Origin of the sequence: Sphingomonas sp. RB1R13 (assembly GCF_036663775.1) — a bacterium.
GTDB lineage: Bacteria > Pseudomonadota > Alphaproteobacteria > Sphingomonadales > Sphingomonadaceae > Sphingomicrobium.
Window position 1 is genome coordinate 288,558 of the sequence record NZ_JAXOJM010000004.1, and the last position, 15,726, is coordinate 304,283.

The 15,726-nt window shown below is 64.3% G+C and carries 16 protein-coding genes; 6 read left to right on the forward strand and 10 right to left on the reverse strand.

Features of this window, described 5'->3' with window-relative positions; translation table 11 throughout:
* The first annotated feature begins 6 nt into the window (after positions 1-6).
* From scpA to U1700_RS13910, 3 genes are read left to right on the forward strand one after another with little or no spacing between them, the layout of a single operon-like run.
* Positions 7-2,136: a methylmalonyl-CoA mutase gene (gene scpA, locus U1700_RS13900; protein ID WP_332753276.1), complete on the forward strand. Its 2,130-nt coding sequence runs from the start codon at positions 7-9 to the stop codon at positions 2,134-2,136.
* The gene (locus U1700_RS13905; protein WP_332753277.1) at positions 2,136-2,369 is read left to right on the forward strand and encodes a DUF4160 domain-containing protein; all 234 of its coding nucleotides are present in this window, start codon (positions 2,136-2,138) and stop codon (positions 2,367-2,369) included. Before scpA ends, U1700_RS13905 begins: the two co-directional genes overlap by 1 nt.
* Positions 2,353-2,613 carry a DUF2442 domain-containing protein gene (locus U1700_RS13910; protein WP_332753278.1) on the forward strand — a complete coding sequence of 87 codons (261 nt, stop codon included), beginning with the start codon at positions 2,353-2,355 and terminating at the stop codon, positions 2,611-2,613. Before U1700_RS13905 ends, U1700_RS13910 begins: the two co-directional genes overlap by 17 nt.
* A 3-nt stretch (positions 2,614-2,616) precedes the next feature.
* On the opposite strand, the gene U1700_RS13915 is transcribed toward U1700_RS13910, so the two are convergent.
* Positions 2,617-3,522, reverse strand: coding sequence for a TraB/GumN family protein (locus U1700_RS13915; RefSeq protein ID WP_332753279.1), 906 nt, complete (start codon positions 3,520-3,522; stop codon positions 2,617-2,619).
* A gap of 98 nt (positions 3,523-3,620) precedes the next feature.
* Between U1700_RS13915 and U1700_RS13920 the strand changes: the two genes are divergently transcribed.
* Positions 3,621-4,487: a glycine--tRNA ligase subunit alpha gene (locus U1700_RS13920; RefSeq protein WP_332753280.1), complete on the forward strand. Its 867-nt coding sequence runs from the start codon at positions 3,621-3,623 to the stop codon at positions 4,485-4,487.
* Complete coding sequence (gene glyS, locus U1700_RS13925) at positions 4,457-6,613, forward strand: glycine--tRNA ligase subunit beta (RefSeq protein ID WP_332753281.1); 2,157 nt, start codon at positions 4,457-4,459, stop codon at positions 6,611-6,613. The genes U1700_RS13920 and glyS overlap by 31 nt, the downstream gene beginning before the upstream one ends.
* A 32-nt stretch (positions 6,614-6,645) precedes the next feature.
* Here glyS and U1700_RS13930 read toward each other — a convergent pair whose 3' ends face one another.
* The 8 genes from U1700_RS13930 to U1700_RS13965 form a co-directional block, all read right to left on the reverse strand.
* On the reverse strand, positions 6,646-6,990 hold the full coding sequence (locus U1700_RS13930) for a hypothetical protein (protein WP_332753282.1): 345 nt from the start codon (positions 6,988-6,990) through the stop codon (positions 6,646-6,648).
* Between the two features lie 143 nt (positions 6,991-7,133).
* Positions 7,134-8,129: a type II secretion system F family protein gene (locus U1700_RS13935; RefSeq protein ID WP_332753283.1), complete on the reverse strand. Its 996-nt coding sequence runs from the start codon at positions 8,127-8,129 to the stop codon at positions 7,134-7,136.
* A 13-nt stretch (positions 8,130-8,142) separates the two neighbouring features.
* On the reverse strand, positions 8,143-9,114 hold the full coding sequence (locus tag U1700_RS13940) for a type II secretion system F family protein (protein WP_332753284.1): 972 nt from the start codon (positions 9,112-9,114) through the stop codon (positions 8,143-8,145).
* A gap of 73 nt (positions 9,115-9,187) precedes the next feature.
* Positions 9,188-10,453, reverse strand: coding sequence for a pilus assembly protein CpaE (locus tag U1700_RS13945; RefSeq protein WP_332753285.1), 1,266 nt, complete (start codon positions 10,451-10,453; stop codon positions 9,188-9,190).
* Complete coding sequence (locus U1700_RS13950) at positions 10,453-11,094, reverse strand: CpaD family pilus assembly protein (RefSeq protein WP_332753286.1); 642 nt, start codon at positions 11,092-11,094, stop codon at positions 10,453-10,455. The genes U1700_RS13945 and U1700_RS13950 overlap by 1 nt, the downstream gene beginning before the upstream one ends.
* A gap of 23 nt (positions 11,095-11,117) precedes the next feature.
* The gene (locus U1700_RS13955) at positions 11,118-12,575 is read right to left on the reverse strand and encodes a type II and III secretion system protein family protein (protein WP_332753287.1); all 1,458 of its coding nucleotides are present in this window, start codon (positions 12,573-12,575) and stop codon (positions 11,118-11,120) included.
* 1 nt (position 12,576) lies between these two features.
* Positions 12,577-13,602: a Flp pilus assembly protein CpaB gene (gene cpaB / locus U1700_RS13960; protein ID WP_332753288.1), complete on the reverse strand. Its 1,026-nt coding sequence runs from the start codon at positions 13,600-13,602 to the stop codon at positions 12,577-12,579.
* Between the two features lie 45 nt (positions 13,603-13,647).
* On the reverse strand, positions 13,648-14,121 hold the full coding sequence (locus U1700_RS13965; RefSeq protein ID WP_332753289.1) for an A24 family peptidase: 474 nt from the start codon (positions 14,119-14,121) through the stop codon (positions 13,648-13,650).
* Between the two features lie 48 nt (positions 14,122-14,169).
* Here U1700_RS13965 and U1700_RS13970 point away from each other — a divergent pair, with 48 nt between their 5' ends.
* Positions 14,170-15,291: an NAD(P)/FAD-dependent oxidoreductase gene (locus U1700_RS13970; RefSeq protein ID WP_332753290.1), complete on the forward strand. Its 1,122-nt coding sequence runs from the start codon at positions 14,170-14,172 to the stop codon at positions 15,289-15,291.
* Here U1700_RS13970 and rnhA read toward each other — a convergent pair.
* Positions 15,261-15,725: a ribonuclease HI gene (rnhA, locus tag U1700_RS13975; protein WP_332753291.1), complete on the reverse strand. Its 465-nt coding sequence runs from the start codon at positions 15,723-15,725 to the stop codon at positions 15,261-15,263. The two genes, U1700_RS13970 and rnhA, sit on opposite strands and share 31 nt — an antisense overlap.
* Position 15,726 lies beyond the last annotated feature (1 nt).

The following is a 15,726-nucleotide window of genomic DNA, read 5'->3' on the forward strand; positions in this document are numbered from 1 at the left end:
CTTTTGATGACGAATGATTTTGACCGCTGGACCGAACTTGCCGCCAAGGAATCGCGCGGCGCCGATCTCTCCCGCGAGACGCTCGAGGGGATCACCCTCAAGCCGGTCTATGGGCCCGAGGATGTGGCGCAAATCGACAGCGGTTATCCCGGCGTCGCGCCTTACACGCGCGGGCCATACGCGACGATGTATTCGGGGCGGCCGTGGACGATCCGCCAATATGCGGGTTTCTCGACCGCCGAGGAATCGAATGCCTTCTATCGCCGCAACCTTGCGGCCGGGCAGAAGGGGCTGTCGGTCGCGTTCGATCTCGCCACGCATCGCGGGTACGACAGCGACCATCCGCGCGTGACCGGGGACGTCGGCAAGGCCGGTGTCGCAATTGATTCGGTCGAAGACATGAAGCTGCTGTTCGACGGTATTCCGCTCGATGAAATGTCGGTGTCGATGACCATGAACGGCGCGGTGTTGCCGGTGCTGGCTTTCTACATCGTCGCAGGGGAGGAGCAGGGGGTTGACCGCAAGCTGCTCTCGGGCACGATCCAGAACGACATTTTGAAAGAGTTCGCGGTCCGCAACACCTACATTTATCCGCCCGAGCCCTCAATGCGGATCGTGGCCGACATCATCGCCTACACATCGCGCGAAATGCCCAAGTTCAACTCGATCTCGATTTCGGGCTATCATATGCACGAGGCTGGGGCGACGGCGGTTCAGGAGCTGGCCTACACGCTTGCCGACGGGATGGAATATGTGCGGGCGGCGCAGGCCTCCGGGCTCGACATCGATGCGTTCGCGCCGCGCCTGTCCTTCTTCTGGGGCATCGGCATGAATTTGTTCATGGAAGTCGCCAAGATGCGCGCGGCGCGGACTCTGTGGGGGCGGATCATGACCGACCTTGGGGCGAAATCGGAGAAGTCGAAGCTGCTGCGGACGCATTGCCAGACCAGCGGCGTGTCGCTGACCGAGCAGGATCCGTACAATAATGTCATCCGCACGACGATCGAGGCGATGGCCGCGGTGCTGGGGGGAACCCAGTCGCTGCACACCAACAGCCTCGACGAGGCGGTCGCGTTGCCGACGGAGTTCTCGGCCCGGATCGCGCGCAACACGCAGCTGATTTTGGCCGAGGAAAGCGGGGTGACCGCCGTCGCCGATCCGCTCGGCGGGTCATGGTACGTCGAGTCGCTGACCCGGTCGCTCGAGGAGAAGGCGCAGGCGCTGATCGACGAGGTCGAGGCGCATGGCGGGATGACCAAAGCGGTCGCCGAGGGCTTGCCCAAGATGCGGATCGAGGAAGCAGCGGCAGCGCGCGCGGCAAAGGTCGACACGGGCGCGACGGTGGTCGTGGGCGTCAACAAATATCGACTGGCGGAGGAGGCGACGCTCGATTTCCTCGAGATCGACAATGCCAAGGTGCGTGCCGGGCAGATTGCGCGGCTGGAGACGATGCGGGCGGGGCGTGATGAGGCGAGGGCGCGCGCGGCGTTGGATGCGCTGGAGGCGGGGGCGCGAGGCGGCGAAAATTTGCTCGCGCTGGCGGTGGACGCGGCGCAGGTGCGCTGTTCGCTCGGCGAGATTTCCGATGCGCTGGAGCGGGTGTTCGGGCGCTATTCGACCGCGCCGACCCCGGTGTCGGGCATTTACGGCCAGCGCGGCGACAAGCGCTGGTCGGATGCGATCGCCGGGACGCAGGCCGTCGCGCAGCGGCTCGGGCGCAAGCCACGCCTGCTGGTCGCGAAAATGGGCCAAGACGGGCATGACCGGGGGGCGAACCTGGTGTCATCGGCGTTCGGCGATCTGGGCTTCGATGTTGTTGCCGGACCGCTGTTCCAGACCCCGCGCGAGACAGCCGAACTAGCGGTCGAAAGGGGCGTCGATGCGGTTGGTGCGTCGAGCCTGGCCGCCGGGCACAAGACGCTGATCCCCGAGTTGATCGAACAACTGCGGGACATGGGCCGGGCGGACATCAAGGTGTTTGCCGGCGGGGTCATCCCGGCACAGGACTATGCGATGCTCCGCGCGGCGGGGGTGCAGGCGATCTTCGGCCCGGGGACGAATTTGGCCGACGCGGCGGACGAGGTGCTGCGGCTGCTCGGGCACAACAAGCCGCCGGTGGGGGAGGAGGTTGCCTAATGCCGACCGTCATGCGGATCGGCCCGTTTCGCTTCTATTTCTATAGCCACGAGCCAAACGAACCGCCGCACGTCCACGTTGACCGCGGAGAGGCAACGATCAAGATTTGGCTGGAACCGGTCGAAGTCGCGAAGAGCCGTGGCTTCCGCGCGCACGAGATTCGTGGCATTGTTGAGATGATCGATGAGCACCGGAAGCGGCTGTCGGAGGCGTGGCATGAATATTTCAGCTAAGATCACCGACGAGCGCGTTCTAGATGTGCGCTTCGACGATGCGAGCCTGATCGTCGATTTAATGGACGGACGGACGATTTCGGTCCCGCTTGCCTGGTATCCTCGCCTGCTTCACGCCACCGCCAAGCAGCGGTCCCATTGGGAAAAGGCGGGCGCGGGCTATGGCATTTACTGGCCGGAAATCGACGAGGACCTCAGCACCGAGGGCCTGCTGCGCGGATCCCCGGCTGCCCGCGCAGCCTGACCCTCACTGCACCCGGGTCACCTTGTACCCCTGCGTTTCCAGCATCTTGATCACCGACTCGTCACCCGCAAGGTGACCTGCACCGACCGCGACCATGACCGTGCCGGGCTGCTGCATCCGCTGTTCGATCCAGCGGGTCCAGTTGGCGTTGCGGCGTGACAATAGGGCCGCGCGCAACTCGGGGCTGTCGGACAGGTCGGCGTTGAAGCTGCTGGCGATTCCGGCGACATCACCCTTGGTCCAGCTGGCGAGCATGCCGGCGAACTCGCCTTTCAGCTTGTCGGGCTCACTGATGGCCCCTTCGAGGAAGGCGCGCTGGGCGGGGAGGGACAGATTGTTGAAGAACCCAAGCTGTTCGGAATTGGTTTCGAGCTGGCCAACCGGCTTGCCCGCGCCTTCGAATTGATGACGAAGCACGGGTTCGACCCCGGCCTCGCCCTTGAGCCCGAGCTGCTTGAACTGGGTGCCGACCAGCGTGAACGCGGCGGCCCAGCTTTTCATCTTGTCATAGTAAGCGGCAGGTACCCCGCTCGCCGTGATCGCGGCGGCGAGTTGCGGGCGGAGCGCGGGGTCGATGCGGTTGGCGAGCGGCGGCAGGCTGGCGTCGAAGCCGAGCCGGCCAAGCTCGGCGGCGATCAGCTCGGGATGCTTTTCGTCGATCAGCGTTTCGACATAGAGCTGGCCCGATTTCGCGACGGCGTCGTTTATCGCCGGGGTCTCCCACGAATAGCCTTCGGGCAGCATGTGGAAGGTGCCGAACAGATAGATGTTCGTATCGGGGTCGGACACGCGCCACAGCGCCGGCTTGGCGGCCGCGGTCGCGGCAGGCGGCGGAACGGTCGCGCAGCTGGCCAGCGCGGCCCCGCCGAGCAACGCAAGGCTGCGCTTCATCCATGTCGTCAGGCGCATCGATACTTCCTTGAAACCAGCTTTGAGCGTTAATGTAGGAACGCGGGCCATGAACGTCCACTTGCCGGGGGTTTGTTGATCGGCCAAAGCCGCTGGCCATGACCGCGCCGCTTTCCTTCCAGGACCTGATCCTGACCCTCCACCATTATTGGAGCGATCGGGGCTGCCTGATCCTCCAGCCCTATGACATGGAAATGGGCGCGGGGACGTTCCACCCGGCAACGGTGCTGCGCGCGCTGGGGCCCGATCCGTGGAAATGCGCCTATGTGCAACCGTGTCGTCGGCCGACCGACGGCCGCTATGGCGAGAACCCCAATCGGCTTGGCGCCTATTATCAATATCAGGTCATGCTCAAGCCGAGCCCGGCGGACCTGCAGGCGATGTACCTGGGGTCATTGGATGCGATCGGGATCGATCCATTGAAGCACGACATTCGCTTTGTCGAAGACGACTGGGAGAGCCCGACGCTGGGCGCCTGGGGACTTGGCTGGGAAGTGTGGTGCGACGGAATGGAAGTGACGCAATTCACTTACTTCCAGCAGGTCGGCGGCTATGACTGCAAGCCGGTGGCGGGAGAGCTGACTTACGGGCTCGAGCGGCTGGCGATGTATATTCAGGGGGTCGACAATGTGTTCGACCTCAAGTTCAATAACGAAGGCGTGACCTACGGCGACGTGTTCCGTGACAATGAGCGGCAGATGTCGGCCTATCATTTTGAAGTGGCGAATACCGAGGCATTGTTCGACCTGTTCAAAAAGGCGGCGGCGGAGGCGGAGAATTGCCTGGCCGTCAAACTGCCGATCGCGGCCTATGAGCAAGCGATCAAGGCGAGCCATATCTTCAACACCCTCCAGGCACGCGGAGTGATCTCCGTCGCCGAGCGGCAGGCCTATATCGGCCGCGTCCGCGACCTGGCGAAGGGCGCGTGTGCGTCATGGATGGACGCCAAGGGGTATGCGGCGTGACGCACCATGATTTTCTGCTCGAGCTATTGTCCGAGGAAATTCCGGCGCGGATGCAGGCCAAGGCGCGCAATGATCTGGGGCGGATGTTTGCCGAAGGCTTGGCCAAGGCCGGGCTGTCGCACGGCGCGATCGACGTCTGGTCGACCCCGCGACGGCTGGCACTAATCGCGCGTGAGGTGCCGTCGGAGACGCAGGCGGTGCGCGAGGAGGTGAAGGGGCCGCGCTCGTCGGCGCCGGCGCAGGCGCTTGAGGGTTTCTTGCGCAAGACGGGATTGGCTCAGGACCAGCTCGAGGAACGCGACGGCGTTTGGTTCGCGGTGATCGACAAGCCGGGACGGGCGGCGGTCGAAGTGCTGGGCGAAACGGTGGCCGGGATCATTCGCGATTTCGCGTGGCCGAAATCGATGCGCTGGGGCGCGGCCTCGGCGAGCATGAGCGCGCTGCGATGGGTGCGGCCGCTGCACTCGATCGTGGCGTTGCTGGGCGACGAGATTGTGCCGGTTGCGATCGACGGCGTCACGTGCGGCGCGACGACGCTGGGGCATCGCTTCCATCATCCCGGGCCGATCACGATCGGCGGGGCGTCGGACTATGCCGAGAAATTGCGCGCCTGCCATGTAATCGTCGATCATCAGGAGCGCGAGGCGATTGTCCGCGACGGGGCGAAGGCGGCTGCGACCGAAGCGGGCCATGCCTTGGTCGAGGACGAGGGGCTGGTGGTCGAAAATGCCGGGCTGACCGAGTGGCCGGTGCCGTTACTGGGGATGTTCGACCCCGATTATCTCGACGTGCCGCCCGAAGTGATCCAACTGACCGCGCGGACCAATCAGAAATATTTCGTGATGCGGCGCGATGATGGATCGCTGGCACCGGCGTTTGTGTGCACCGCGAACATTGCCGCGAACGAGGGCGGGGCGGCGATCGTCGAAGGCAATCGGCGGGTGCTTGCCGCGCGGCTGTCGGATGCGCGCTTTTTCTGGGAGCAGGACGTCAAGGTGCCGCTAGAGCAGCAGGCGGCCAAGCTGTCGGGGATCGTATTCCACGAGAAATTGGGGAGCGTCGCCGACAAGGTCGAGCGGGTTGCGAAGCTGGCGGAATGGCTGGTGACCGAAGGGATTGTGAAAGGTTGCTCGGCGGCGGACGCACGGCGCGCGGCGGAACTATGCAAGGCCGATCTGGTCACTGGCATGGTCGGCGAATTTCCTGAGTTGCAGGGGGTGATCGGCGGCTATCTGGCGGCGGCGCAGGGCGAGTCCAAAGCGGTCAGCGACGCCATCCGCGATCATTACAAGCCGGTCGGGCAGGGCGATGAAGTGCCGACCGCGCCGGTGACGGTCGCGGTGAGTCTGGCGGACAAGCTGGATACGCTAATGGCGTTCTTTGGGAGTGACATGTTTCCAACGGGATCGAAGGATCCATATGCATTACGTCGAGCCGCCATCGGCGCGATCTCGCTTATCGTAGAGAGCCACCTTCGAACGCGCCTTTCATATGTCTTCGAGCAATATCCGGAATTTGCGTCGCGAGATTATCTTGGCTTGGCGGACGGCTTCGAACAGCTGCGCTACTTCTTCGCCGACAGACTAAAAGTCCAACAGCGCGAAGCCGGCGTTCGACATGACCTAATCGATGCCGTGTTTGCGCTCGGCGGAGAAGATGATCTTGTTCGCTTGCTCGCTCGCGTGAAGGCGTTGCAGGCGTTTGTCGAGACGGGCGAGGGGCGCGACCTTCATGCTGGCTACAAGCGCGCCGCGAATATCTCAAAGAAGGAAAGCCCTAGCGACGGTCGTCACCCCGGGCCTGACCCGGGGCCTGCCTTGTCGGTGGACGACGGAATGCGGGTCCCGGGTCAAGCCCAGGACGACGCTGTAGGACCCGCCGAAGAAATCGCACTCGTGGCTGCGCTTGGTGAGGCCGAAACTCGTGCCGATGCTGCCATCGCATCCGAGGACTTTACTTCAGCGATGGCTGCACTCGCCTCACTGCGCGCGCCGATCGATGCGTTTTTCGAGGGGGTTATCGTCAATGACCCTGACCCGGCGATCCGAGCGCGACGCCTGAACTTGCTCGCGCGATTCAAGGACGCCGTTCACCGGGTGGCGGATTTTTCGAAGATCGAGGGGTAGTCGCCCTCTCCCGGGGGGAGAGGGAATTGCCGTTACCGATCGCGATCGTCGATCACGCCGTCGTTATTGCGATCCACCACCGGAATGGAATCGCGACTGCCAATGGCTGGGCCACGATTGACGACCGGATCGCGCGGCGTGACGACGGGATCGCGGCTGCGGTCTTTCAGCGCTGCGGCGTGGAGGCTTTCCTGTTCACGCCATTCCTTTTCGCGGGCGGTGTGGGTGCCCTCGAGCTCGCGACGGCGGTCGAGTTCGGTGTTGTAGCGCTGCTTCCACTTGCGCCCGCCACCCGAAGCCATGAACGCACCGACCAGCAGGCCAAGAACGAAGATCAGGGCAACGATGACCCACTGGTCGCTGGTGAACGTCAACATATGCTGCTCCTCGAACGATATACGAGGCCATAAGCGCGCAGGATTGCCGAGTGTTCCATCCGACCGGCTGCGAAACGAAAACCGCCGCTCCCCGGAAGGGAGCGGCGGCGGTCAGCCTCGGCGACGGACCCCCTTGCGGGGCATCAATGGCCGTGGATGAAGCTGTCGTTGATCGAACAGGCTGCGGGCCCGAGGATGACGACGAACAGGGTCGGCAGGATGAACATGATCAGGGGAATGGTCATGATCGCGGGCAGGCGAGCGGCCTTTTCCTCGGCACGCATCATCCGGTCGTTGCGGAACTCAGCCGACAGCACGCGCAAGGCAGAGGCCAGCGGCGTCCCGTATTTCTCGGTCTGGATCATCGTGGTGACCACGCCACGGATCGATTCCAGGTCGACACGCTGGGCCAGGTTCTCGAACGCCTGGCGGCGCTCGTTGAGGAAGCCAAGCTCGATTGCGGTCAGCCCAAATTCGTCGCCGAGCTCGGGATAGGCCTTGCCCAGTTCGCGAGCGACACGGCCAAAGGCGGCATCGACGGTGAGCCCGGCCTCGGCGCAGATGACGAGCAGGTCGAGCGCGTCGGGCAAGCCCTTGCGGACCATGTGGCTGCGCTTGGTGACTTTGTTCTTGAGCCAGATATCGGGCGCCTTGTAGGCTAGGATCAGCGTGCCGGCGACGAACGCATAATGCTTGAACCAGCCCCAGCTGGGGAAGGCGTTGAAAACGTAGACGGCGATGATCGCGGTGCCGCCCAGCACCACCGGCAGGATGAAGCGCGCGAAGATGATGAAAAAGGCGAGATCCTTGGTCCGGATACCGGCCTGGCCCAGCTTGATCTGCGCCTTCTGGATCTGGTCGTCCTGAAGCATCTTGAGACTGCCCAGGAACGAGCGCATGCGGTCTGCAGCCTCGTTCTTGTTGGTTAGTTTCTTGCGCTTGTTGGTCGACGCGACGATGCCGGCTTTCAGCTGCTCGCGGCGGTCATTAAGCGCCTTGACCCGGCGCGCCATCGGATCCTTGACCGTGGTCGCAGCATAGATGGCAACGAGGACGGCCATCGTCGCGACGGCGCTGAGGATCGTCGCCACCCAGATGACGTCGAAACCAAGCAGGGTCGGGTGAACATTGGGGTTCATCGGTTGCGTCCCACTAAATTTCGAAGTTGACCATCTTGACCATGATGAAGACACCGATGCTCATCCAGCACATGCCGCCAAGTCCGGCGACAATCAGTCGCTGGTCCGAGAAGAATTTGCCCATGTAGGTCGGGTTCATCATGTAGACGAGGCCGAACACAATGAACGGCAGCGCGCCGACGATCATTGCCGAAGCCTTGGATTCCGAGCTCATCGCGCGGATCTTCAGCTTCATCTGTGCGCGCTTGCGCAGGACGTCTGCGAGGTTCGACAGGGTTTCGGCCAGGTTGCCACCGGTTTCACGCTGGATCGCAAGCGTGATCACGAAGAACTGGAATTCGGCCGTACCCAGGCGATCGGCGGTTTCCTGAAGCGCGACTTCCATCGTCCGACCGATTTTCATCTTGTCGGTGACGGTGCGAAACTCGACGCCGACCGGCCCATGAAGCTCCTGCGCGACAATCCCGAGCGTTTCGGTGATCGGCAGGCCCGAACGAAGGCCTCGAACGATCAATTCGATCGCGTCGGGGAAGTTGGTGTTGAACTTGTTCACGCGCCGCGTGATCATCTTGCCGACGACCCAGTGCGGCACGCCCAGTGCGACGAACGTGCCGACAATGAACGCCAGGTACCACGGCAAGCCCTTGATCAGCAGCATCGAGCCGATGAACAACCACAGGCCGATCGAGATGATGGCATATTTGCCAAGGCTGATCTGCTTGCCCGTCTGGTCGAGACGCTTGCGCAGAAGCGCCGGCTTCGGGATCAGGGACGAGGCCATGCTTTCGACGCGGCTGTCGCGTGCCTGCATCAGCTTGCGGATCTGCGCGTTGGCGTTGGCGGTGAGCACGCTTTCGGCGTGCCGCTCCTTCAGCAATTCCATGCGCCGCTTGAGCGCCTTGGACTGCGAAGGGCCCTTGAACGCCGTGAAGAGCAGCAGCAGCACCGCGCCCATTGCCAGCGCCAGCATGATGGTCAGCATCATCGTCTTGCCGTCCCGTCCCGAGTGAGGGCGGGGACGCGCACCGGGGATCCGGTGCCGCTCCCGCCACGCAACATCACGCCGCCTTCTTGGCGAACATCGACTTCAGATTGCCCGCCAGGCTGGGCTTGACGCCAAGCGCGGTGGTCTTGGTCTCGACCGCGCCGCCGTCTTCGCTGGCGTGGCTAAGCACCATGTTCGACAAGGTCGCGAACGGTGCCGCCATCTTGCCGGTCGCGACTTCGGCCATCGGCTTGCCAAGCTTGGCGGCCTGGGCTGCAAGCTTGCCGTCTTCCTGGAAGACGATGTCGACAGGGCGTTCGATCGACTGTTCGAAATCCTTCTTGCTGATCTCCAGCGCGCCGCCCGAGGGTACGGCGTTGGCGACCACGATCACCTTGGTCTGGGGCGCATGCGCCTTTAGCCAGGCGAGGATCCGGATCGTGTCGCGGGTCGCGGCGAGGGTAAGCTCGGCGACGACGACCGCGACGTGCGCGTCATGGACCATGTGCGGGTACTGGATCAGCATCTGCCGCGGGAGGTCGATGACGGTCGATTCGAAGGCGTTGCGCATTTCTTCCTGAAGCTGGAAGAAAGCGGTGCCGTCGGTGATCAGCGGCGTGTTGATCGGAGCTTCGGCCGAGAGCACCGACAGGCGCTCATTGGCACGAACCATCGCACGTTCGATGAACAGACCGTCGATGCGGCTGGGGTTCTCGATCGCGTCGGTCAGGCCGCGGCCCGGCTCGAGGTCGAGCGCCAGTGCGCCGGTGCCGAAGTGAACGTCGAGATCGAGCAGCGCGGTCGAGCGATGCGCTTTCTCGCCGAGCAGCCAGGCGAGGCTGGTGGCCAGCGTCGAGGCGCCGACTCCGCCGCGAACGCCGATCACGGCGGTCATGACGTGGGGCTTGTCGACCTGGGCCTCGCCGCGCGGGCCCGCCAGGATCGACTGAGCGTGGGCAAACGTATCGCGCAATTGGTCGACCGTGAACGGCTTGAGCAGATAGTCGTGGATGCCGCTGGCGACGAGGTCGCGATACAGGCGGACATCATTGACCTGGCCCGCGGCAATGACGATCGTCCCGGGCTCGCACACTTCGGCGAGCGCGTTGATGTCATTGAGCGGATCGCCCGATTCCGACAGGTCGACGAACAGGATGTTCGGGCTGGCCGACACCGACAGCGACTGGACCGCGTTGCGCAGCCCGCCCTTGTTGACCTTTTCCGGCGACCAGCCGTGCTCGACCGCGACCGGCCGAAGCATATCGGCGGTAGCGTCGTCGCACACGAAAGCCGTGAACGGGTCGCGCATTCCTGCGCGAGCGTGGAAGGGAGCGTTCATCAGTTGGAGCCCTTCTTGGTAGTGTTGATATCGAGCAGGCCTTTGTTCCCGGTCGGCACGGCATTGCGATAGGCATCGACTGCCTTGGTCGCGGTGCGCGTATCGCCGACGTCGCTGCCACCACGCCCGTGAACCAGGTCCTCCGGGTTGGCGATCATTGCGGCCAGGTTACTGTTCGTCGCGCAGCCAAAGTTGCTGCCCGAGTGATTGTTGTAGTTTGGCTGCGAAGCCTCTTTCCAGTCGGGGCAACCCGGAACCGAAGCCCGCGTGCGGCTGACCACAATCCGGACCATTCCGGGAGGGACGGCGCCGGCGAGGACGGGACCGCCGTCGGCGACGAGCAGGCCATAGCGGCCGGCAACGCGAGCAACATCGTTGCGGGCGTCGGCCGAGTCCATGCCCTCGACATAGACGGTGTCGCCATATGCCAGCGCAAGGCCCTGGAACCAGCCATCGAGGCGAGCGCGCTCACCCGAGGCCAGGGATCCGTCGGGCGCCGCGGCGTCGAACGCAAAGTCTTCGCGAGTGACGACCGGCACATGGACCGGAGCGAGCCCGCGTCGGGCATCGGTGACGGGGGCGACATGGCCGCACCCGGCAAGGCTGCTCGCCGCGGCGAGGATCAAGAGAGAATGACGCATGATCTTGTCCTTCCGTTGGCCGATCACAGCTTGAAGCCGGGGGCAGGGGTGGCAGCACCGACACTTGCGGCACCGGTGACCGGGGCCATCATGCCGGGGCGAGGGGCAGAAAGGCTGGAACGAGGACCCGATTGGCCGTCGGACGTCTGACCTTCCCAGACCCGCTGGCCATCGGTCGGAACGCGATAGCCATCGGATGGCAGGGCCAGTTGACCCGAGGTTGGCCGAACGAGGTAGGGCGTGATCACAATCACTAGCTCGGTCTCGTCCCTCTGAAAGCTGGTCGAGCGGAACAGCGCACCCAGGATCGGCAGGTCACCAAGGAACGGCGCCTTCTGGATGCTGTTCGAATGGCTGTTCTTAAGCAGCCCGCCGATCATGAACGACTGGCCCGATCCCAATTCGACCGTGGTCTCGGCGCGACGGGTCGTCAGCGCCGGGATCCTGTAGCCGCCAAGGGTCACCGAGCCGGCATCGCTCAACTCGCTGACCTCGGGGCGGACGCGCATCGAAATGCGGCCGTCGGCGAGGACAATCGGGGTGAAGGCCAGCCCGACGCCATATTGCTTATATTCGACGCCAATCGCGCCGTTGCCCTGACCGACCGGGATTGGGAATTCGCCGCCAGCAAGAAAGCTGGCGGTTTCACCCGACAAGGCGGTCAGGCTGGGCTCGGCGAGCGTCGTTACCAGCCCATCGGTCTGGGCAAGGTCGAGCGAGCCAAGCAGGTCAAGCCCGAACAACTTGCCCGCGATGCCGAGGTTGGTACCGCCTGCCAAATTGTTGAGTGTGAATGGATTGCTGCTCGTGACCGCAGAGTCAGCGCCGCCGCTTGCAACGCCGAACTTCGTGCCGCTGGTGCCATCCCTGGACAACAGGTTCATCCCGACCTTCTTGAGGATCGAGCGATTGACCTCGGCGACGCGCACCTTGAGCATCACCTGCAGCGGGGTCGCAGAGCGCAACCGGCTGATAACCTGCGTCTCGGGGCCGACATAGGCCTGGACCAGCCGCTGGGCTTCGGCGACGTCATTGGGGCTGGCGACCGTTCCGGTCAGCAACACCAGATTGTTCATCGGCGTCGCCTGGATGTTGGCATCGGGCATCGCCAGGTGGATCATCTCGTCGACCGAACCGCTGTTGGTCCCGACGCGGACGTTGGCGGCATAGACCACCCGGCCCGCCTTGTTGGTCGCATAGACGGTCGTCTCTCCCGCACCCTTGCCGAAGATGTAGAGCTGGGTCGACGAGCGAACCTGCACATCGGCAATGGCGTCATTGGCGACGAACACATCGGACATCGGCGAACTGAGCCGCACGATATTGCCCGTGCCCTTCGACAGGTTGAGCGTTTCCGACGGGCGCGCGGCCTGGGGCTGCGCAGTGGCCGGGGTGGCGACGGCGACGCTGCCGAGGCCGATGGCCAGCGCGGCGAGGGCAGTGCCCAGACGGTGCTGACGCTTGGTGCGATTACTGGTCATCTTAGCGAGCCCCCACAGGAACGATCGTGACAGAGTTGCCGCGTGAAATGCGGACCGACGGACCGGCCGGGACAGCACCGGCACCGATCATCATCGGCGAGCGGCCATAACCGCCGGCCGACTGGCTTTCCGAAACCGGACGACTGGGAACGGTGCGACGCTGAAAGCGCGACACATCGCCACCGGTGGTGAACGTGGTGTTTGAATCGAGCGGCTGGTTAGCCACCGCCAGGAGTATCTGGCGCTCCTGCGCGGGGTTGGTGCCAGCCGGGATCTTGACCTGGCCCGTAGCAACGGCGCGCTCGAGCTCGGCGGTCGTGTCGGCAATCGAGCGCAGGCTGAGCGACAGCTGGCCCATCGACTGGGCGACGGCGATCTTCTCGGCGATGCGCGGGGTGGCTTCGAGCGTGACCGTGGTCGACGGCTTGACCGTGATCTTGCCGTCCTTGTCCTTGACCTGGTCCATCGCCTGATCGGTGGCAAGAACGCGAAGGTTGCGGACGATCGTCTCGCTGACCTTGAGCGCCGGGCCATCGCCGCCGCCTTCGACCTGTTGGGTAAGGACCATGTCGACGCGGTCACCGGCGAAGACGAAGCCGGCAACGCCGGTCGTCTGGGTGACGGGCACCGTGACGGCGCGCATCCCCGGCCCGAGTGCGGCGGCAAGGAAGCCGCGATCCTGCGGGCCGACCAGCGTGCCGCGGGTCAGCGGCTCACCGGCGGTCACTGCATTGCGGACGACCATGCCGACCATCTTCTGCGGATCGCCATCGGCCGAGCCCTGCGAGTAATAGGCGCCCTGGACGAGTTCCTTCGGCCAAGGCTGATAGGAGAAGCTGTCAGGCTCGATCATCGAACCGACTGTGAGCGGCTTGCGCGCCACCAGCACCTTGGGACCAAGCGGAACCGCCGGCGCTGCGGCGGCCGTCTGAGCCCCCGCACCCGTGAAAATATTCTTGGCCATAACCGCGGTGATCACCGCGATCAGCAGTGCTCCGATGAGCAGTGCAACTTTCTTCACGTCCATGGCGATTACGCCTCCCCTAGAGGGTTACCTCAATCTTCTCAGACATCAGGCAAAATGGTTAAGAAACCGTTGGGCGACTAACCATAAGCCGCCGAACGCGATCGCGACCCCGTACGGGATCTCGGGCCGTCCCTCGCGGGACCGGACTTTGTGGGCGATGAGCACGACGAGCGTCAGGACGCCCCCCGCCATCGACATGATGATCAGCCAGAGCAGCGTTGCCGATGGCGCAAACCACAGCCCCAGCGCGGCGGCGAGCTTGACGTCACCGCCGCCCATCATGCCGATATAGAAGGCGCCTGCGAGCACGACGAACAGCGCTACGGCAATCGCGACCCGATAGCCCGCGTCGGGCCACAGCGGGGTCCCGGTTGCATACCAGTAGACTGGCGCCAGCAGGGCGACCGCGATCACCAGCTTGTTCGAAATCGTGAAGGTGCGGATGTCGATCACCGCCGCGATCAGCAGCAGGACCGCAAGCGCGGCGAGGGTCAAATCGGTTAAGGCAAAATTGGTCATGGCCACTTCCCCTAGACGGCGGGCCTTTCCAAACCGTAACCGGGACAAATGGATCGTTTTGACATCGTCATTATCGGCGGCGGAATCGCCGGGGCAAGCCTGGGCGCAGAGCTGGTTGGGACCGGGATGGGCGACCGGTCCATTCTGCTGATCGAGGCCGAAGAGCATCCGGCGATGCACTCGACCGGGCGATCGGCGGCATTCTGGCTCGAAAGCTATGGCGGGCCGCAGGTCGCGCTGTTGTCGAAAGCGTCGCTAGGCTTCCTCGATTCGCCGCCAACTTTATTTTCGGAAGCCGGCTTCCTGCGTCCTCGCGGTGCGATTCACGTCGACGCCAGCGGTCGATCCGACGCGTTCGTGCATATTCCCGAATCGGTCGAGACCCGGTTGATGACCCGTGCCGAGCTCGACAGGGCGGTGCCGGGATTGAGCCCTGCCTTTGTCCAGGCGCTAAACGAGCCCGGCTGCGCGGACATCGACGTCGCCGCGCTTCACGCCGCCTATCTGCGCCAATTCAGGCGGGGCGGGGGCGTGGTGCGGATCGGTTCGCGGCTGGTTTGCGCAACCCGGGGAGGCGATGGCTGGATCATCGACTTGGAACGGGGCGGGCAGGTCGGGGCGACATGCCTGGTCAACGCCGCCGGTGCCTGGGCCGATGCGGTCGCGCGCACCTCGGGGATAGCCCCCATCGGCATCGCGCCCAAGCGCCGCACGATGGTCCAGCTGAAGGTCGGCCGGTCGGGGATATCGCGCCTGCCGCAAGTTCTCGACGCAGCGGGCAGCTTCTATTTCAAGGGCGAAACTGACCAAAGCGTGTGGGTCAGCCCGCACGACGAGATCGCCACCGATCCGTGCGATGCCCAGCCCGAAGAGATCGATATCGCGGTCGCGATCGACCGGTTCGAGCGTGCGGTCGACTGGCCGGTCGAGCGGGTCGAGCGCAGTTGGGCGGGACTGCGCAGCTTCGCCCCCGACCGGCTGCCGGTGTTCGGCTTCAACGATCCGGGCCGCGACTTCTTCTGGTTTGCGGGGCAGGGCGGCTTTGGCATCCAGACGGCTCCAGCAGCGGCAAGGCTTGCCGCGGCGCTATTGCTCGGTACAAACCCGGACTCGATGGTCGTCGGGATCGACCCTGCGCCTTACGACCCGAAGCGCTTCGCCGGGCGCTGAGCGTCCGCCGCGGCACAAGCGAGCGCATCGACCCGGTCATTCTCGGCGTGGCCGCTATGGCCCTTGACCCATTTCCACTCGATCCGGTGGGGTTCGGACGCGGTCAGCAGCGCCTGCCACAATTCGGCATTCTTGACCGGTTTGCGGTCCGCCGTTCGCCAGCCATTCTTGCGCCAGCCGTGGATCCATTTGGTGATCCCGTCGCGGACATAGACGCTGTCGGTGACCAGCGTGACGCGACACGGGCGGGTAAGCGCGTTCAATCCCTCGATCGCGGCCATCAGCTCCATCCGGTTATTGGTACTGACCGCTTCCCCGCCCGACAATTCCTTCTCGCGCGCGCCCATGCGGATCAGTGTTCCCCAGCCGCCCGGGCCGGGGTTGCCGCGGCACGACCCGTCGGTGAACATTTCGACGACTGGCAATTCGGTCACG